The organism is Undibacterium sp. Di24W, assembly GCF_049340325.1.
In the GTDB taxonomy this organism is placed as follows: Bacteria; Pseudomonadota; Gammaproteobacteria; order Burkholderiales; family Burkholderiaceae_D; genus Undibacterium.
Genome location: NZ_JBMPOP010000001.1, coordinates 565,887 through 585,446 on the forward strand (window position 1 = coordinate 565,887; position 19,560 = coordinate 585,446).

Annotated in this window: 12 protein-coding genes and 1 tRNA gene; 3 read left to right on the forward strand and 10 right to left on the reverse strand. The window is 45.3% G+C overall.

Annotated features, from left to right (window positions below; translation table 11 throughout):
* The first annotated feature begins 223 nt into the window (after positions 1–223).
* A complete protein-coding gene (locus tag ACO0KZ_RS02300; protein WP_422992316.1) occupies positions 224–1,804 on the forward strand; it encodes a sigma 54-interacting transcriptional regulator in 1,581 nt (526 codons plus the stop codon).
* A gap of 135 nt (positions 1,805–1,939) precedes the next feature.
* On the opposite strand, the gene ACO0KZ_RS02305 is transcribed toward ACO0KZ_RS02300, so the two are convergent.
* From ACO0KZ_RS02305 to ACO0KZ_RS02335, 7 genes are all read right to left on the reverse strand, one after another.
* Entirely contained in the window at positions 1,940–4,126 is a 2,187-nt protein-coding gene (locus ACO0KZ_RS02305) for a protein kinase domain-containing protein (RefSeq protein WP_422992318.1), read from the reverse strand.
* A gap of 232 nt (positions 4,127–4,358) precedes the next feature.
* Complete coding sequence (locus tag ACO0KZ_RS02310; protein WP_422992320.1) at positions 4,359–5,612, reverse strand: lanthionine synthetase LanC family protein; 1,254 nt, start codon at positions 5,610–5,612, stop codon at positions 4,359–4,361.
* On the reverse strand, positions 5,609–6,682 hold the full coding sequence (locus tag ACO0KZ_RS02315) for a T3SS effector HopA1 family protein (RefSeq protein ID WP_422992322.1): 1,074 nt from the start codon (positions 6,680–6,682) through the stop codon (positions 5,609–5,611). Before ACO0KZ_RS02315 ends, ACO0KZ_RS02310 begins: the two co-directional genes overlap by 4 nt.
* Positions 6,679–7,779 (reverse strand): phosphotransferase family protein, encoded by a 1,101-nt coding sequence (locus tag ACO0KZ_RS02320; protein ID WP_422992324.1) that lies wholly within the window; start codon positions 7,777–7,779, stop codon positions 6,679–6,681. Before ACO0KZ_RS02320 ends, ACO0KZ_RS02315 begins: the two co-directional genes overlap by 4 nt.
* Positions 7,780–7,931: 152 nt before the next feature.
* Complete coding sequence (locus ACO0KZ_RS02325) at positions 7,932–8,369, reverse strand: hypothetical protein (protein WP_422992326.1); 438 nt, start codon at positions 8,367–8,369, stop codon at positions 7,932–7,934.
* A 156-nt stretch (positions 8,370–8,525) separates the two neighbouring features.
* Positions 8,526–9,839, reverse strand: a complete 1,314-nt coding sequence (locus ACO0KZ_RS02330; RefSeq protein WP_422992328.1) for a hypothetical protein — start codon at positions 9,837–9,839, stop codon at positions 8,526–8,528.
* Between the two features lie 114 nt (positions 9,840–9,953).
* A complete protein-coding gene (locus ACO0KZ_RS02335; protein WP_422992330.1) occupies positions 9,954–12,161 on the reverse strand; it encodes a protein kinase domain-containing protein in 2,208 nt (735 codons plus the stop codon).
* Between the two features lie 599 nt (positions 12,162–12,760).
* On the opposite strand from ACO0KZ_RS02335, the gene ACO0KZ_RS02340 reads away from it, so the two are divergent.
* Complete coding sequence (locus tag ACO0KZ_RS02340; protein ID WP_422992332.1) at positions 12,761–13,630, forward strand: sulfurtransferase; 870 nt, start codon at positions 12,761–12,763, stop codon at positions 13,628–13,630.
* A gap of 167 nt (positions 13,631–13,797) precedes the next feature.
* Positions 13,798–14,697 (forward strand): tRNA glutamyl-Q(34) synthetase GluQRS, encoded by a 900-nt coding sequence (gene gluQRS, locus ACO0KZ_RS02345; RefSeq protein WP_422992334.1) that lies wholly within the window; start codon positions 13,798–13,800, stop codon positions 14,695–14,697.
* A 107-nt stretch (positions 14,698–14,804) separates the two neighbouring features.
* Here the strand turns inward: gluQRS and ACO0KZ_RS02350 are convergent, their stop codons facing one another.
* The 3 genes from ACO0KZ_RS02350 to rpoD all read right to left on the reverse strand — a co-directional run bounded on the left by ACO0KZ_RS02350 (position 14,805) and on the right by rpoD (position 18,953).
* Positions 14,805–16,262: a DEAD/DEAH box helicase gene (locus tag ACO0KZ_RS02350; protein ID WP_422992768.1), complete on the reverse strand. Its 1,458-nt coding sequence runs from the start codon at positions 16,260–16,262 to the stop codon at positions 14,805–14,807.
* Between the two features lie 204 nt (positions 16,263–16,466).
* Positions 16,467–16,544 (reverse strand) — tRNA-Ile (locus tag ACO0KZ_RS02355).
* Positions 16,545–16,784: 240 nt separating this feature from the next.
* Complete coding sequence (rpoD, locus tag ACO0KZ_RS02360) at positions 16,785–18,953, reverse strand: RNA polymerase sigma factor RpoD (RefSeq protein WP_422992770.1); 2,169 nt, start codon at positions 18,951–18,953, stop codon at positions 16,785–16,787.
* Positions 18,954–19,560 lie beyond the last annotated feature (607 nt).

A 19,560-nucleotide genomic window follows, 5' to 3' on the forward strand; every position in this document is an offset into this window, starting at 1 on the left:
AGCGACTCACCTTAAGCAAACAGGAGCTTGCCGAGAGGTTTATGCATATTTGCAGGTTTTTTTGCAAAAAAGAGTTATAGATATTCAATGCTTAAGCCATAATAGAGATTTGCCTGCGTGAATATCGGACTAGATACGAGCGTAATAGTCGTTGTCATGTAAAATATTTTTTACACGTAAATTCATAAGCGCCCAACCACCTTACTTTGCCTGACCAATACCAATGAGCTCCGTTGATTACACAATCACATCACCCGTTGCGTTAAGCACGCAAAATAATCGCCATCTCCTAGGCATGACGATCGCCTGGCACCCAGATTTGGCTCGCATTGGCGATCAACACATTGGCGGCATAGACGCAGGGGTCATCGAGCTCAGCCGTTTTAGCCCAACTTTTCAACAAATAACTAGCGACCCTTTACCAATCGGGCATGGTGGCATTTCGCGAGACCCTGTACGTATCGTGCGCGACGCCAGCGATGGAATTACTATTTGCCCTCCTAACAGTCGTATGGTGGTTGAAATCAATGGCAAAGAAATTCGGGATCCAACCTATCTAAGTACTGCACAAATTGAGGCGGGCGCGATTCTTGGCCTAGGCAGAGCCGTATATATTTGCATCCACTGGATGCGTTGTTTACCCAAACAAAACCCGGTTGAGGGTTTCCTTGGGGTTGGCAGCAACTCGATTCAGACGCGCGATTTGATTCGCTTAGCAGCTACCAATGATAGTACCGTCCTACTGTTAGGTGAAACTGGAACTGGCAAAGAAGTCGCAGCACAAGGAATACATAATTTAAGTAAGCGCAATACACACAAACTGGTCTCGGTTAACATGGCTGCGTTAAATGAATCACTCGCAGCGGCTGACTTGTTTGGTGCGACGCGTGGCGCCTACACAGGTGCGCAAACGACACGTGACGGTTTTTTCAGCGAAGCACAAAATTCGACGCTATTTCTGGACGAAATTGGCAATACACCAGCGACGGTCCAACCTATGCTTTTGCGCGTGCTTGAAAACGGCGAATACAGACCACTGGGCGCTACTCGCGACGCACGGTCGACCGCTCGACTTATTACTGCCACAGATCAAGATTTGTATGATGAGTCATTTAATCATGCGCTATTGCGCCGGCTGGAAAGTTTCATTATTCGCATTCCGCCTTTACGTGCGCGGCGTGAAGATATAGGTATCTTGCTAAGGGATCTGCTTCAGAATAGAAATTTAACCGCCATTGATGCGTCTCAAATTCCGTATTCTTTGATTAGCGACATGCTCAATTTCGATTGGCCAGGCAATATACGTCAACTCGGCAACACCTTCAAACGAGCATTGCTCTCTATACAAATGGGTGAGTTTCCCGTATTGGCGAATATCGTTGACCGCCCCAAAATGACCGCAAGCGCCAGCGCAGAGATGCGGCAACCTGCAAGCGCCCCAGCTAATTTTCAACTACCACGAAATTTGACAAGTCCTGCGAAATCAGAAGTGACTCCAGACAATGAGGGATTGCTTGAACGCAAAAAACTGCGAGACTTGACTGAACAAGATGTGGTCGATGCCATGGAAAAACACCAATGGACTATACAATACGCAGCCGATGATTTGGGAATCTCGCGTCCGTCCATGTATAAGTTAATTGAAAGCAACCGCCAAATCCGACGCGTGGAGCAAATACCCGCGGCAGAGATTCAAGAGCAGTTTCAACTTGCTAACAATCAGGTAGAGCAATGTGCGTCTCGTCTAAAAACACCAAGTGAGGCACTGCGTCGTCATTTAAAAGGTTTGGGCTGGATTACATAGCAATCACAACGAAATGTCAAAATGAGTCAGCTGCGTGGCTTAGGTACGAGAACAAGCCAACTGGGCTACAAACATGTGACGCATCATAAGCCTGGACAACATTGACAACAAGTCAGTTTAGTGAGGAAACCAAGCTTAAGGTTGCAGATACTTTGGATCACGTCGAAGCGCAAGCAGTTCAGGTTCCGCCTCTATCGATTTGCTAGGATAACCCAACGACTTTGCTTTTACCAATGCAGCTAAAGCCTCTCCACGCTTACCTAATATTTCGTAACTAACAGCAGCACGAAACTGTACTTCTGGGTTGTCAGGCGCTAACGACAAAGCTTTTTGCAGCTTGATTTGGCTTTCTCCAGCAGCCCCCAATTTGGCCGCATATAAAGCCATCCGCGATAGCAAATCAACGTTGTTTGGTGATTGGATCAGCTTTTCCGCTAATATAGAGCGCGCTTTATCATATGCCTTGTTGGCCGCTTCACTGCGACCTGGCAACCAAGACAAAGTATCTGCCAGTTTGGCCCAGCCAAGATCATCGTTAGGATTTCCTTTTCCTTCAGTCACGGCAGTCTCAAATGCAGCCGTTGCCGCGACATAATCGCCTCGAGCAAACAAAACATTACCAAGTGCGGTCGATAACTCAGCACTAGGATAAACTTTCAAGCCTGACTGCAATGTCGCCACAGCGTCATCCGCTTTATTTTGTCGCATCAATACCTGTGCCAAACCAATATATCCGTTACTCACATCGGGCTTTAATTTAATGCTCAATCCATATGCATCTAAAGCTTCTTTATAATTTCCTTGCAGCGCATAAATTTGACCTAACTGAGCGGGAAACAAACACTCTTGCGAAAACCGCTGTGCGCCTTGAGTAGCAAGCTGCAACGCTTCATCTAGTCGTTTAGCACGGATCAGAACATCTACTTTTAAGCTCCACGCTAAATGACTATTTGGATCTAGCGCCAAACCGCGCTCCAACTCCGCCAATGCCTGAGAATATTGATCTCGCAAAGAAAAAACCTTAGCGTTGGCAATATGACTGATCGCGAGAAAATCATTGAACTTTAGCGCCTGCTGCGCACTTGCTTCCGCCTTTTGTAGCCAAATAACATCCTGACCATTATTGGCGAAGCGTGAACTGTAAATAAGCGACATACTCGCCATCGCTGCTGCATTTTCAGGTGAGCGAGACAAAATCCTTACAAAATGCTGTTCTGCTTCATCAATCTTCGCGTGTTGATCAAAATAGGCCAAAGCCTGCAGGCCTTGTTGCATTTCTTGCGCCTCAGAATAAGCTTGAAGATTAACCGTCATTTTCTGCCAATACGGCTGTGAATACCAAAGTCCGATTAGTCCCGCGAATAAACTTAATCCGATAAACCCGCGCAGCATCGGCTTACGCAACTGGCGCCAGTCGATTTCACGTGGCGTGGGATTAGGTATGGCAGCTAATTTTAGCGACTTCAAATCCAAAGACAATGATCTGAGAGATGGCGGGTCTAAAGCCGCCAAATGCGCACATTGCAGCGCAACTTCTTTCATACTTTCCAGACGTTGATCCATTTGACGAGCAGTCATCACACGCACCAGTTGGCGCAATGACAATGGCAAATCATCAGGCCAAGGCCATTGATCAGAATTCGATTGCATCAATGCTGCTGCCAACGCCAATCCAGACAAATTAGAAAATGGTCTCGCGCCAGTTAACAGTTCATAGAAAATCACACCCAATGCATAAATATCTGCGCTCGGACGAAGTGTAGACCCTGTTAATAATTCCGGCGCCATATAGGCTATCGTTCCCTGCGGGTCGGATTGCACTAAGGAAGTTGTCGCATCGCGATCTGCTTGGGTCGCCAAACCAAAGTCTAAGATGCGTATCACACCACCCGGTTCTTGCATCAGATTTGATGGTTTGAGATCACCATGTATTAAACCTGCGCTGTGAGCTTCTTGCATCGCTTGCGCAATTTGACGGATGATATCTATTGCTTCTTGGGCAGAAGGCGGCTGCGTCTCCATCAACTGCCGTAAAGTTCTACCGGGCACCAGCTCCATGACGATGGCTTGGCTTTGGTCCGTTTGCTCCAGTGCATGAACTTTAACGAATGCCGGATGCTGTAAAGAAGCTGCCAACCGCGCTTCTTTCACAAGATCAACACCGGCTGCAATATTCTTCAGATACTTAATCGCCACCTGACGATGTAGTTTGGTATCCCAAGCACTGAATACTTGACCAAAACCTCCCTCACCCAGGCTTTCACCAAGTTGATAATGCAGTAATTGTTTGGTGTTAATGACATTGTCTGTTGATGCAGGCATGAGAAAATTTCAATACAAAAGCCGAGTTAATACGACGCAACGTTTATTCTAACTCGGATTGTATAGTTCCAACATCATGTATAGACAAATCAAGGAGACTTAACTTGCTTTGTAGCCTGAATGCAAAATCAGCTTAATATTTTTAGTACGAGTAATTAGATTATTGTTTTAAATTTAAAAAAAACAAATTCATCAATATTCTTAGCCATGCGAAAACTAACTACAAATATAGCTAGTCGCCTGGCGCGATGATTAGAATTGGCGGCACAGCATCTGGATCAAACAAACGCAAGTAAAAATAGCCTATACCTGCAGTTCCTAACATCAAATTGGGCGTTTCGCCTGCGTTCCCGTTTCCACAAGACCAAGGCAAGCCTTTCTTCATATGATGATCGTAACCATCAAAACCAATTTTTTCAGCGATAGCGGTGAGCTCAGGGCGAAGTAATTTCTGACCTGCCATTATCAACAATTCTGCATTACCAGCAACACCATGACAAAGTGAAAAATTACCCAGCTTAGAAAGCGGCGATTGCGATAAGACCATAGCAGTCGTGTTGATCGCAGCGTCTAGATCTTCCAGAATAAGACCGTTATCTGTTACCAGCTTCGCATTGCGCAAACGAGATAGCCCAATACCGGGAGCGCCATGGCACCATCCCAAATAGTAACTCTCGCGCTGCGCTGAATTGGTAGCCGACATGATTCTCAAATCTTGCCAATTACCCCGCTCGCTATTAAAAAACTGCGACTCATAACGTAAGCCCTGCATTGCGGTATCTCGAAATGTTTGATCTCCGCTCACCTGAGATAATTCCAGCAGAGCGGTAACAATTCCCGCAACACCGTGTGAATGTCCCACCAAGTTTTGTTTAACTGGCATCTGGACCGTATGCCAAGATGTTCCAGCCTCACTAGTGACTGCCATTTTTAGCAAATGCTGGCCATGTGCTAAAGCCAACTCGAGTAATTCTGGACGCTGATAACGCTGCGACATACCAATCAACACGGGAATAGCGCCAGCGCTACCGCTCAGCACATCGATCATTTGATTGTCGAAGGGCACATACTGCAAACCACTGAGCAGGGCCAAACCACGAGCGATCAATTCTTCTTTTTGAAGTAATTCTCCCGCACGAATCGCAGCATAAGCAATGCCGACCTGACCTGTGTAAAACCCGTGCTGCTGCCTGACTTCAATCTTTGGTGCGATAGAAAGCGCCTGACGCAAACCACCTTCGGCCACACGCGATTGTTGCTGGTCTTGGGTAAATTGAGATAGCTCAGCCAAAAACAAAGCAATTCCTGAGGTACCGCTATATAAATCGGCTAACAGCGAGCGATAACAGGTACTCATCTGATACTGCACACTCTCCATCGACCACCCAAGCCATGTGCAACGATTTTTATCCCATAGCGCATCGCGACAAAACTCACGACCAATTTTGTCGGCAATTTGCAAAAATTCTTGGTGACCTATACTCATAATGGCTCCGACAGTACAAGGGCATTATCAGCATTAGAGACGGCCACAAAAATATCTAGTGAGAACGGATTCAGATATGGTTTTTCCAGATTCAAATTATAGGTTTCAAAACGTTTTTCAATTGCTCGCATACGATCATCCACCGCTTGCGTTCCCTCTTCCCATGCTGAGACTAGGCCTTCAGCGACGATACGACAACGATGCATCCCAAAACTTTCGCCAGTACCAGGATCTTCAGCGACGCCAATTCCACTCATTATGCGTTGACAAAACATAGGTACGGGATCATGCAATCGGGCACCAAGCAAAACCGGCAAAGTCGCAAGAAGTGATACAACAAAATGATAGTAACGTCTCGCAATGTACAGCACCGCAGCATCGGCTCTGCCATATTGGCGTGGGTCAACGAGCGTTTTAAAATGAAATGGCACATAATATTTGTTCAGCATGGAACTCAACTCCGCTAATAGAGAGGTCGCCGCTTCTGCATCTATATTGAAATACAAACGCACAGCGCTGTAGTCATCAAACTGATCTGCCAGGTGACTACCAAACGAATGAAAAAACGCTGCTTGCAATTCACTATTTGCTGGATAGACTCGTAAGCTCACCAAATCACCCGTTTGTGCACCGTGACTTTTCATGGTTTCGCTGAGAAAAGCGCCTGCGACTGCCGAGCGACTGCGATCAGCTTTTTGGACAAATATTTTTCCGTTCGTTGCAATCTGGTAGATTTTCCATCCTCGATCCCAATTCTCTTTCGTCGCATTTGCCTTATTTAATGCTACGGTTAAATCGGACGGGAACAGATTTAACTCTGTATTTTCTGAAGTTACATTTTCAGAAGTCGTAGCGGATTCGGTCTGTCTACTATCCCGGATATAGCATTGGTCATAAAGTTGCTGGCAGATATTTTGTGTGAGTGCTAAATGCGAAGTTTGCGTTGCATCACTCGCACTCGAAGCTGCAATGGTGTATAACGTTTCTCGAAAACTATAAGAATAGGCGTCGCGTATCTGTAGGTCGGCACAAATAGCTTTTAGTTCCTGCATAATACTCTTGGCGGTCATTGGACGATTTCTTCGGCGTGATCCTGCGTTAAACCAAACAAGTCACACACTGAACGTGCAGGGTCTAACAAAATTTGATGACTCAGCAAAAGCATGATTTGAGAGTGTTTGGTCAGCTCAGTTAATTGGCAAGACCATTCGAACGCGGTCAAGACCAAACGTGCAGCCGCAAATTCAACGCACCGTAAAAAAAGAGCATCTGTTTCAGCAGCAGGTATCCGCATCGTCGAACAATAACTATTCCAAAACGCGCGTATCGAAGGAAAAATGATGTCAGCTTTTTTAAGCACGAAGTTAAATGCATCTTCCTCCTTGAATTCTGTTAGGACGGTACTCTTAATTAAATGCACCAAATAAGCCTGCAATATGCCTGCAACATCCCAACAAGCATCGCCGAGATCAAGCAGCTCCCAATCAATAATCTTTAGCTGCAATGTACCATCTGCATCCAAAAAAACCAGGCAGTTATCCCATTTCATATCACCATGAATAATGCGATCGACGCGCCATGTTTGACGCAAACCCTGTAAGTTTCTAGGAAGCTCAGCGTTTTTATTGAGGAAATCAATAAACGCAATAGCTCCCCCTGTCGCGCCTGCTGGCGCCTCTGTAAACGAAAGTATCCATGGAATCTGCTGACGGAATTGTTGCAATTGATCGGGCTGTAAATTTTCTAAAGCAACGGCATCATGATAGCTTGCCATTACTGTGCCCAATAGGCTTGCCACTTCGACAGATAATGCACCACAGCGATTAAAATACTCGGAAAGGTTCTCGGCGCCGACAAACAATTCCAAGCATAAACTATGACGCCCGATGTCGTGATCGATTAAGCGCGGAATATGTTTAACCCATGCGGGGAAAGCTTGCGCGAATTGGTAGCAAGCGACCTCGCGCTGTAAGGTGACCTTGCTCAAGCTATCCAAAGTCTTGACCTGTTTCACAAACAAGCCACTTCGAGCATCACGCATCACTTTGAAATTTCGATTGCGTTGACCTGCTTCAATCACTTTGAACTCGCCGTCGACGACAGACGGAAGTTGGATTAAATTTCGTGACAGTAAATAATGCACCAGATTAGATGCAGTAAAAAACATTGTTTAACTCAAACTTTCTTTGTTCTTTGATCGATGTGACTTATAAAAGACAGACGTGGTAGATATTGCGACACCATCCAATGTCAGAGCATCATCATTAAGGCGCGTGCCGCAATGATCAATGCGCTGACAATTTCAGCATTTATTCTAACTTAAGCTGGACAGCAGACTTGAGTCGAAGTAGGGGCTGAACCTTCTCGTTGAGATGGTGCAACCAATTCCTTTTGCTCAGGGCAGCAAACTTGAGTAGAGGTAGGATCTGAATTACCGCCTTGAGCTGGTGCAACGTAGTCAGTCTGAACTGGGCAGCAAACTTGAGTTGAGGTTGGCGGTGGAGTTGTTGCACCAATTGGGCAGCAGACTTGTGTTGAGGTCGGCGGCGGAAGCGAGGCATCGATTGGACAGCAAACTTGTGTTGAAGTTGGCGGTGGTGGCATCGCATCCACTGGGCAACATACTTGTGTTGAAGTGTTATTGTCGCCGCAACACACTTGCGTCGAAGTATTTGTTGGCGTTGACGGTGCTGCATCCGCTGGGCAGCAGATTTGTGTCGAAGTGGGTACAGAATTGTCGCTTGCTTGTTGAGTCATTTACTATTCTCCAGTCAATATTAAAAAAAAAGATTCACAACGAGTTACAAAATCGAACTCACGAACAACATTTATTTTTGCTGTAGCTGTTACTCGTCAGCAAAGATCGTGCCATATTTTTTTCCAAATCCCGTTATACCCGCTGGAACGCTGAACTTAGCACTGAGTTGGGTACATTGTGTAAGGTTGGTTCAATCCAAAGATGTGGATCGCACCGGGCCCACCAGCAAAATAATTCGCAAAAACACCGTCGACTAAAGTGGGCGGATTAAGCGTAAAGACCGTCACATCGGCAGCTGACAGAACTTCAAAACTAGCAGAATTGTCATTGGGATCATTGCCATGCGCTGCCGTCTGCACACGTGCAAGTTGAGAATGTGCCGCGTAGGCTCCGTCGCTGTAACTAGCATACACAGACTGTACACCATAAAGATCGCCCTGTTGAGGAGCTGCGCTGGCATCAAACGCTGTCTGTCCATCACAATTAAACACGAATCCAAATTGATCAGCGACGACATTTTCCTGCACAATTTGTGAGCCATATGAAGGAATTAATTGCACATGTACGGCGTTACCACGACTAGGAAAAGGTTCCAATCCTAAGTTGTTCCGTAGGCGTGCATCATCATGATCGAGGCAAATCTCTACAGCAAAATCAACGTACTGAGGAAAATTCTCTTTGCCGTAATTTTGCCTGAAAATGGCATACTTATCGAAGGGCGTATTCTTGATATCGCCGTTCGACAAATCAATACGATCATAGCCAACCATTTGCTCAGTTACGACATTAGTTGTGCCAGGCTCGGCGCAAAGAATGAAATCCTCTTCCGATAGATTGTATTTTTCTGTCGTCATCAGGTTCGACTTAAAATCGCTAAGTGGCGTATCAAGTAAAATATTACTGACGATGAGTGCCCTATCGCGCACGATCAAGTTTGGAGCATCTTGGCAATCATCAATAAAGTCTCGTAAGGTATTTGAGATCAATTGATAAGTCGAACCCGAGGCGTTTTGTAGCTGCTGAGCCAAGGTAGCGACAATGGCATTGCGTGCGATAACACTTTCTGAGGCAAACACATTATCAATATTTGCGACACGAGCAGTAACGGCGGTACCAAAAACGAAAGTCCAGTTTGGATACTCAGAAGCATTAAAAACAAGTGCCAAATCGCTCATTAATCCCGGTAACGGATCATCCTTTTCCGAAGCGTAAATGTACGGTCCTTGCGTACTGTGGAAAAAAAATTCTGGCGCCATAAACAAGTTGATGACCTGTTTGCTATCCTCGTTGGCAGGCAATTGCGCTTTCGCGGAATCAACCGCATTCTTCAAGATAGCAATACGTGCAGCAATATCTTTTCGGGTATCAGCGTTACCTAAATAAACCCCTGTGCCGACCGACGACAGCGCCGGTCCGGTTGGGATCGCATAAGAGATAAATCGTATTTTTGCGTAGTTAGTTGTACTCATATTCAATCATGTCGAAAATTAATCTTTAATATCAATCAAATTCACGAGTCTACGAATCAACATTCGCCCGACTAGAGCCCCATGGCAAACTTTATCTTGCAAGCGCTCCCACTATTATTTGAAACGTGAATCGCTACGTAAGCCTTTCAAAATTGGGTGTGTTTCAATTCTTTGCAAAGAAAATCCCAGTTTCTTCGCTTTCAAAATAGCGTCTAAGGCACGCTCTCTTTCCCCAATTAATTCAAATGTCAAACCGGCAAAAAACAAACGATCTGGGTGATTAGGTGCTATTTTCAAAGCCTGTAGCGCCAAAACCTTTGCTTGAGAAAAGTCACCTAGGCGCGCCAGTATCATACTCATTTCAACTAGCAATACCTCGTCGTCAGGCGAACGGTTCAAACGGATTTCCAATAATTTTTTGGCCTTTTCATAGGCCGCGATACCCTCTTTCTCTCTTCCAGGCACCCACATTAAAGCCTCTGCCAATTCAAACCAGCGGAAGTAACTGCCTGTTACGCCACGCTCCGGTGACGCTGCATTTCCGAATGCAGCGGCCGCTGCCGCGAAATCCTGCTGCTTAAATTTTATGTTTCCCAGGGTCGCATACAAATACGCATTGGGTCGCACTTGCAAACCTTGCTGTATCACCTGCAGCGCTTCCTGAGTACGCCCCTGCAATTCTATCGCCTGCGCTAATAGCGCATAACCATTTGCAGAATCCGGCTGACGCGTCAAGCTCATACGCAATGCTGTTTCAGCCAATTTATAATCATGCTGAGCAAGATGAGTGCCACCTTTCATATCGAGTAAGAATCTATCCTCGGGAAAAATTTTAGCGCCTTGCTCTGCCCAAGCAATTGCCTCACCATAGCGATTTGATTCGAACAATGAACTCATTTTGGTATGCCACGCAAATAAATTTTTCGGTTCCAAAACCAAAGCCTTATCTGCCGCTTCCAATGCCAAATCCAATTTATGATGCCAGTGTAAAATCTTCGCATCGGCCACTAGACTAATCGCCAGATTAGGATTTAACTTCATCGCTTGTTGAGCACTGGCTTTTGATTTTTGCAGCCATATTTCATCACGTTTTTCTGCATGATAACGAGATATATAAACGATGGACATATAGGCAACCGCTGCTGCATGTTCGGGCGTGCGCTCGAGCACATTCATAAAATGCTCGCTCGCGGCATCCAATTTTGATAGATCTGGCCTATACATGTGCTGGGTCAATAGTGCGATACCTTGTTCCATTTCACGCGACTCGGAATAGGGTTTAATTGCCTTAGCAATCTGCGGCCAATATGGTTTACTCTGCCACGCAGCAATGCCACAGAGACTGAATAACAAGGCAAACATCACCACTAGATTGCGCCGCCTTTGTTGATTTTTTTTCGCAATTTGCTCACGCAATACAGCCAAATCTAACGAGGCAGAACTATTTGAAAGCGGATCATTCGCTGTCAGAGATTTAATCTCGGTCACGACCTGTGCACTACCAATACGCTTCCCAGCGTCTCTGTCCGTCATACTCAAGATTATCTTCTTCTGCCCATCTAAGATCGATTTTGACCATGGCCACTGCTCGGACTTAGTTTGCACCTGAGCAGCAACCAGCGCTAATCCATGGAGTTCAGCGAAAGGCAATGCGCCATTGAGCATTTCATACCAAATTATTCCCAAAGCAAAAACATCACCGGCAGCTGTTGCTTTTGAATTGGCAAACCGCTCTGCAGCCATGTACGGAATACTGTTATGAGGATCGCTCAAGTCGGGCACGTCGGATGGGTGTATTTCATGTTGACTGACTAATCCGAAATTCAAAATACGAACTTTTCCGGAACCATCGACAATCAAATTTGAGGGTTTGATATCGCCGTGTATCAATCCTGCAGCATGAGCTTCTTGCATTGCACTTGCGAGCTGCAACACAATCCCAAGAATCAAGCGATCTTTGCCGTGATGTTCCTTGATCCAATCGCTGAAGCGGACGCCTGTCACTAACTCCATCACAATAAACAAGCTGTCTTGCGCTTCTTCAAGCGCATGAATTTTGACAAATGCAGCATGTTTCAAAGATGCAGCAAGACGCGCCTCTTTAATCAGCGTTTCCTGTGCCTGTGCAATTGAATGCGATTGTTTAATTTGCTTGATCGCGACTAATCGATGGAGCTGCGTATCCCACGCCTCAAACACTTGCGTCGATAGGGTCGAACTGAGCTTCGCACGAATTTCATAGTGTTTGAATGTTCCAGATATCACGCCATCATCTGCATCGCTTAGTGCAGACTGACTATGATTGGAATTTATTAAGCTCATTATTTCGACACTTCATTGAATTTTTTGTTGTTCTGGAGATAGTGTTGACTTTAACATTAAATATCAATTTTTATGGGAATTCTAACCACTTTACATGTACATTGTGCTTTTTTACAAATAAACATATTTACGTTTGACATGTAAATATGTTCAAGCAATTCACACAATGAAGATGGCCTCGTTTGCTCAAGCTCGATTTCATGGATTTTACTGAAACTTGGATTAACTGCACCTAAAGAATCAGCGCGCAGAATCAAAACGACTTTTCCCAAATCGAGTTAAGACAGATAGACGGTTGTTAATTCCCCGTTGGAATCAGCGTCCGATTTTACCGAGCGCTCGCTTCGCACAAAGTTATTGCTCAATAGAGTCGGTACACTAAACATTTCTTATTCAAGAGCACTTAATCTTCGCAAAACAAAAGCTGCAAAGATCGAAAATTAAATCACCTATCAATTTTCGTTAAGCGCTTCATTTTTTATACATACTCCGATATACCTTCCTCGCTAACATGCGCAGCGGACATGACTTTAGCCTCACTTTCGCCTTATAATGCTGAAAAATCAAAGACTTAATTAATTTTCTCAGTAAAGTTCCTCATGCAATCTGCAACTACACCCTACGTAAATATCTCAGCCTACAAATTCATCACTTTCAACGATACAACAGAAAAACGGCCTGAGTTTATCGCCAAGTGCCAAGAACTAAATCTAAAAGGCACGGTACTGTTGACACCTGAAGGGATCAATATGTTTTTGGCTGGTTTGCGCCATGAAATTGACGCTTATATGGACTGGTTACACAGTGACTCTCGCTTTGCCGATATCGTGGCCAAAGAAAGTTTCTCTGACCATCAGCCATTCACAAAGTTACTGGTAAAAATCAAGCCTGAAATCATTACTATGCGCATGCCTTTGATTAAGCCAGAAGAGGGTCGCGCGCCCTCAGTCGAAGCGAAGACGCTGAAGCGATGGCTGGATCAAGGTCATGATGACAATGGCAAACCTGTGGTCATGGTCGATACGCGCAATGATTTTGAAGTCGATGTCGGTAGCTTTGACAATACGATTGATTACCGGATCAGCAAATTCACAGAGTTTCCTGCAGTGATTGAAGCCAACCGCGACTCATTGAACGACAAAACCGTGGTCACCTTCTGCACGGGTGGCATTCGCTGTGAGAAGGCCGCGATTCATATGCAAAACGTCGGCTTCGATAGCGTATATCAACTCGAAGGTGGTATTTTGAAATACTTTGAAGAAGTCGGTGGTGATCATTATCATGGTGACTGCTTTGTGTTTGACTACCGTACTGCTCTAAATCCAAAACTCGAAGCAACCGATACCAAGCAATGTTTTGCCTGCCGCGCTGTTGTTACACCACGCGAGCAATTATCTCCTTGGTATATCGAAGCAAAATCCTGCCCTCATTGCAAGAAAATGAGTAAAGAGCAAACGTCAGCTGATTAAGCTTATACGGTCGAGTAGGTAAAGAGTAAGTCAAAAAGACAGCCATGGATTCATCGCTGTCTTTTTTGTTTTCATGAAGATTTATTGCACGGACGACTTAGTCGCATACAAATATTTGTTAGACTTACTGATTGTCACCTTTCATTCAATTTTCATCACGTATCTGCATGTCAGTCATCTATCGCGGTCGCTTCGCTCCCTCACCTACGGGGCCATTACATTTTGGTTCACTGGTAGCTGCTATGGCAAGCTATCTGGATGCCAAAGCGCACCGGGGAGAATGGCTACTGCGCATAGAAGATCTCGATTTTGATCGCAACGTACGAGGGGCAGATGAAGAGATCATCGCTTCACTACAACGCTGTGGTATGCAATGGGATGGCGATATCACCTGGCAAAGTCAACGTACGACTTTGTATCAAGAAGCATTAGACAAATTGGGAGATCATGTATTTGCGTGCAGTTGTTCACGCAAAGAAATTGCAGATTCTCGTTTACGTGCAGGTTTAGAGGACAATCAAATCTATCCTGGCACTTGCCGTAGCGGCATACAAAATGGCAAAGCTGCCCGCTCATTCCGGTTACGAGTACCCGATGGAGAGGCGGCTCAATTTCATTTTAAAGATCGACTACTTGGCAAGCAAGATCAGGATCTTAGTAGTAAGGTCGGGGATTTCGTCTTAAAGCGTGCTGACGGTTTTTGGGCTTACCAATTAGCAGTCGTGGTGGATGATGCGGCACAAGGCATCAACGCTATTGTCCGTGGCGCTGACTTATTGGATTCCAGCGCACGACAAATCTATTTACAACAATTACTGCAATTGCCTACGCCTAGCTATTTGCATGTTCCTGTGGTCGTCAATCAAACTGGAGAGAAGCTGTCTAAACAAACCGGTGCACTGGCATTTGATAAGGGTGACAACGATTTAATGAAAGATGCCTTACTCCCTGCAGCCGAATTTCTCGGACTACAAATAACATCAGGTACGCATGATCTGCCTACATTTTGGCAAGAAGCGACATTAGCGTGGTCTTTGCAATATCTGAGCGTCGGGCACCGTCATTAATCCAGCAGACAAAAAAACCGGAAAACAAAAAAAGTTTTCCGGTTTTTCATTCAAAACTTACTGCTGAAGCCATTGCAATAATCTAAGGATATTGAGCATATCGGGTTTTAGGACATCTTCCCAAAACCACCCAATAATGCTGCCTTCTTTTGCGGTTTAACAGGATCGGACTTGGCGCCTAAAGCTGCCGTTACTTGAGCAGGGCTGGCACTAGGTTCATAAGGTTTTAAAAACCATGGGTCAACTTTCTCACGTGGTGCCTGATAGCTGCGCGCAGGACGATCAGTTTGTTTATTCGAACTACCACGATCACTACGGTCACCCCTATCACCCCGATCAGCGAACGAAGAGACTTTACGTTCGGAGTGCAATGAGGTTGCGATAAAACCGGCTAATTGCAAACGTACAATTTTCTGCTTAATCAATTTCTCAATATCGACTAACAAACGCTCGTCTTTATCGGTATGTAAAGAAATTGCATCACCCTTCGCACCTGCACGGCCAGTACGACCAATACGATGCACATAATCTTCAGCGTTATAAGGTAGATCAAAGTTGATCACACACGGCATCTCAGAAATATCCAAACCGCGCGCCGCGACATCTGTGGCAACCAAGATCTCTACTTCGCCGCGCTTAAACGCTTCTAATGCTGCCATCCGTTCTTGTTGTGATTTATCACCGTGAATTGCTGTTGCTTTGATGCCTTGCTTAACCAAATGCACTGCAACACGTGAAGCTCCTATCTTCGTGTTTGAAAACACGATGACTTGTTTCAAACCACGTTCACGAATAATAAATGCAACCGCATCACGTTTTTCGTCTTCAGCGACTTTGTACAAAACTTGTGTCACATTTTCAGCGGTCGCATTGCTGCGTGCCACTTCTATCGTCACAGGATCATTTAAGAAACTGGCTGACAGTTTTTTGATTTCTGGCGAAAACGTCGCTGAGAACATCAAATTCTGACGTTGTTTCGGCAACAAATTAATGATGCGCTGCAGGTCGGGTAAAAATCCCATATCCAACATACGATCTGCTTCATCCATAATCAAAATTTGGGTTTGCGACAGATTCACAGTTTTTTGCTGTACGTGATCCAACAAGCGTCCAGGTGTCGCGATCACGATCTCAACACCGTTACGCAAAATCGCGGTTTGCGGTGCCATATCTACGCCACCGAATACAACCGTGGCACGCAAGTGGGTATGACGCGAATACGCTTTTACATTCTCTGCCACCTGATCTGCCAACTCACGGGTTGGTGTCAAAATCAAAGCACGCACAGGATGACGTGCAGGCGATGCACTATTGTTGGCATGCGCCATCAACAATTGAATAATCGGCAGAGAAAAGCCCGCCGTTTTACCAGTGCCAGTTTGCGCGGCTCCCATGACATCGCGACCTTGCAAGACGACAGGAATCGCTTGTGCTTGAATTGGCGTTGGATGTACGTATCCTTGGTCGTTTAGAGCACGTAAGATTTCTGGTGCCAAACCAAAGGAGTCAAAACGAAGGGTATCAGCAACTGGCTCAGCGGCTGTCTGTAACGGGGTATCGGTCATGTTTTGCATAGTGTGCCTCCCGTGGGTCTAACACGGCATCAAGTGAGGAAATTCGTGATGTTGCGTCAGCAAAAGTAAAGGCGTGGGTGTATTTCAATAGACGCGCATTATAACACTATGCGTGTTGATATCTTCTTTTCAAAGAGGAATACGGAATTTTTTGATTAAAAATTAGACGGTATCGCATTAACAACATCGATAAATTGGTGGGCCTCCCGTGAGTCGAACACGGTACCAACGGATTATGAGTCCGCTGCTCTAACCAACATGAGCTAGAGGCCCTATTTGCTAAAGCACGAACGCGCCCCAGAAAACGAGCGCTCATTGTATTACATTAGACGTAATTGACACAAGGCTTACAGAGGATAAATGCGCGATTCTTCGAGCTAATCAAATACATTTTCGCCAAATTCAAACGCTGCGCGACAAAATAAAACCGCACAATCTTTCAATTGCGCGGTTTTATCAAATTCGATCATAGACAAACTTTTTAGCAAGATCCTCATCGACTCACTGGATCAATCAATTCCCTTCGAGAAAGCTTTTCAGCTTATCTGAGCGTGATGGGTGGCGCAGCTTACGCAACGCTTTTGCCTCTATTTGTCGAATGCGCTCACGCGTTACGTCAAATTGTTTGCCGACTTCTTCCAAAGTATGATCGGTCGACATCTCTACACCAAAACGCATACGCAATACTTTGGCTTCGCGCGGTGTTAAAGAGTCCAAGACATCCTTCACCACATTGCGCATAGATGCGTGCAAAGCCGCATCTGCTGGTGCTAAGGTGTGATTGTCTTCAATGAAATCACCCAAATGGGAATCATCATCGTCACCGATAGGCGTTTCCATCGAGATCGGTTCTTTCGCAATCTTCATGATTTTGCGAATTTTATCTTCTGGCATTTCCATCTTGATCGCTAAAGTTGCCGGATCTGGTTCTGCACCAGTTTCTTGCAAAATTTGACGCGAGATACGATTCATTTTATTGATCGTTTCTATCATATGCACAGGAATACGAATCGTACGTGCTTGATCCGCAATAGAACGTGTAATTGCCTGACGAATCCACCAAGTTGCATAGGTCGAAAATTTATAGCCGCGACGATATTCAAACTTATCAACCGCTTTCATCAAACCAATATTACCTTCTTGAATCAAATCCAAGAATTGCAAACCGCGATTAGTGTATTTTTTGGCGATAGAAATTACCAGGCGCAAGTTTGCCTCGGTCATCTCACGCTTCGCTTTGCGCGCTTTCATTTCGCCTGCAGACATCTTTTTATTGATGCCGCGTAAGTCAGGCAAAGGCAAAACCACACGTGCTTGCAAGTCGATCAATTTTTGTTGCAATTGCTGAACACTAGGAACATTACGTCCCAAAATCGCGCTGTAAGAATGACCCGAGTTCACTTCGCCATCAACCCAAGCGAGATTGGTTTCATTACCAGGGAAAACTTTAATGAAATGTGAGCGAGGCATACCACAACGATTCACGACGACATCCAAAATTTGTTTCTCGACATGGCGCACTTCGTCTACTTGACCACGCAATGTATCACACAGTTTTTCTACTACTTTTGCGGTGAAACGAATACCAAGCAATTCACTAGAAATCGTTTCTTGCGCTTTTATATAATTCTTTGAGTTGTAGCCTTCTTTTTCGAAAGACTTACGCATTTTGTCGAAGTTTTCCGAGATGATCGCGAATTTGGCCAGAGAATCACGCTTCAACTGCTCTAACTGTTCGGCAGAAATACCCGCCGCAACAGCTGCACTGTCTTCCTCTTCCTCTTCTTCTTCGTCCTCGTCTTCTTCGTCTTCTTCGTCTTCTTCGCTTTCGGCAACAACAATCGGTGCTTTTTCTTCTTCAGTTTCCGCATTAGGATCGACTAAGCCATCAACGATATCGTCGACTTTAATTTCATCACTGGCGATGCGCTCTGCTTGCGCGAGAATTTCTGCGATTGTAGTTGGACAAGCGGAGATCGCTTGTATCATGTCCTTCAGACCTTCTTCGATCTTCTTGGCGATAACGATCTCGCCTTCACGCGTCAACAATTCGACCGTACCCATTTCGCGCATATACATACGCACTGGATCTGTGGTGCGGCCAAAGTCAGAATCGACCGTGGACAAGGCAGCTTCAGCTGCAGCTTCGACTTCATCATCATCGCTAGCCACTGTTACGACGTTATCTGACAACAGCAATGCTTCAGCATCAGGCGCTTGTTCGTAGACCGCAACACCCATGTCATTGAAAGTGCTGATAATGCCTTCGATTGCTTCTGGATCGACAACGTTTTCCGGCAAGTGATCATTAATTTCTGCAAAAGTCAGATAGCCACGGTCTTTACCCATCTTAATCAGGGTTTTAAGCCGTTGGCGGCGACGCTCCAACTCTTCTGCGGTCGCTTCTGGATCTGCAGAGAAGGCATCCTTTAATAAAGCTTTTTCTTTCGCCTTACGATCTTTTGCTTTGGCTTTGTCGAGTGCCTTCATCTCAGCGCGCTCTACCGCGTTGAGTGCTGCCATTTCTTCATTTTCAGGCTGATATTCTTTTGGTTTGCGGCCACGACGGCCGGGCACTTTAACACCTGGCAACACATAGCCTGAGGTGTCAATGCTCGCCAACAAAGCAGCATCTGTGGTTTGACTCACTGTAGGCGCAGATCCGGTTTTGATCTCTTGCACTTCGGGTGCCTTTTCAGCTTTAACTGTCGTCTTGGTTGACTTTTTCGCTGGTTTTTCTTCAGCGTGGTCGGCTTTTTCAGTTTTACTGCTAGCGTTTGATGCTTTGGTAATCACAGAGGCTTTCTTTGTTGCAGGTGACGGTATTTCAACTTGTTTTGTAGAATGTTTTTCGACACTCTTGCTCAATTTCGGTTCCGCTTTAGGTTCATTTTTTGTGGCACGTGTTTTTGGCACTTCAACTTCCTTTTTACTCGCCGTCAATTTTACATCTTTACTCGAAATCTTGCTCTCAGCCAATTTTGCAGGCTTCAGTTCTACTTTAGGCGGTTTAGCGCCTTTCGCAAGGACTTTTTTCTCAGAGACTTTAGCCGCAACTGCGCTCGCTCTTACTGTTTTCACCTGTGGCTTTTCCGTGATTTTTACCTTGGCAACCGTTTTTGCCGCTAATTTGGGTGCTGGCTTAGTCGCCACTTTCGCTGCGATCTTTGTTGTTGCCTTAGCCGGTGCTTTTGCTACTGGTTTTGCTGGAACTTTCGCGCTAACTTTTTTTGTAACAGGCTGAGCTGCCGTCTTCACACTAGCTGCTTTGCTTGCAGGTTTGGCGACT

Coding starts and splice junctions, on each gene's coding strand:
- ACO0KZ_RS02315 (WP_422992322.1), bottom strand. CDS start 6,682: ATGACCGCCAAGAGTATTATGCAGGAACTAAAAGCTATTTGTGCCGAC.
- ACO0KZ_RS02335 (WP_422992330.1), bottom strand. CDS start 12,161: ATGAGCTTAATAAATTCCAATCATAGTCAGTCTGCACTAAGCGATGCA.
- ACO0KZ_RS02305 (WP_422992318.1), bottom strand. CDS start 4,126: ATGCCTGCATCAACAGACAATGTCATTAACACCAAACAATTACTGCAT.
- ACO0KZ_RS02350 (WP_422992768.1), bottom strand. CDS start 16,262: ATGACCGATACCCCGTTACAGACAGCCGCTGAGCCAGTTGCTGATACC.
- gluQRS (WP_422992334.1), top strand. CDS start 13,798: ATGTCAGTCATCTATCGCGGTCGCTTCGCTCCCTCACCTACGGGGCCA.
- ACO0KZ_RS02300 (WP_422992316.1), top strand. CDS start 224: ATGAGCTCCGTTGATTACACAATCACATCACCCGTTGCGTTAAGCACG.
- ACO0KZ_RS02310 (WP_422992320.1), bottom strand. CDS start 5,612: ATGAGTATAGGTCACCAAGAATTTTTGCAAATTGCCGACAAAATTGGT.
- ACO0KZ_RS02340 (WP_422992332.1), top strand. CDS start 12,761: ATGCAATCTGCAACTACACCCTACGTAAATATCTCAGCCTACAAATTC.
- ACO0KZ_RS02320 (WP_422992324.1), bottom strand. CDS start 7,779: ATGTTTTTTACTGCATCTAATCTGGTGCATTATTTACTGTCACGAAAT.
- ACO0KZ_RS02330 (WP_422992328.1), bottom strand. CDS start 9,839: ATGAGTACAACTAACTACGCAAAAATACGATTTATCTCTTATGCGATC.
- ACO0KZ_RS02325 (WP_422992326.1), bottom strand. CDS start 8,369: ATGACTCAACAAGCAAGCGACAATTCTGTACCCACTTCGACACAAATC.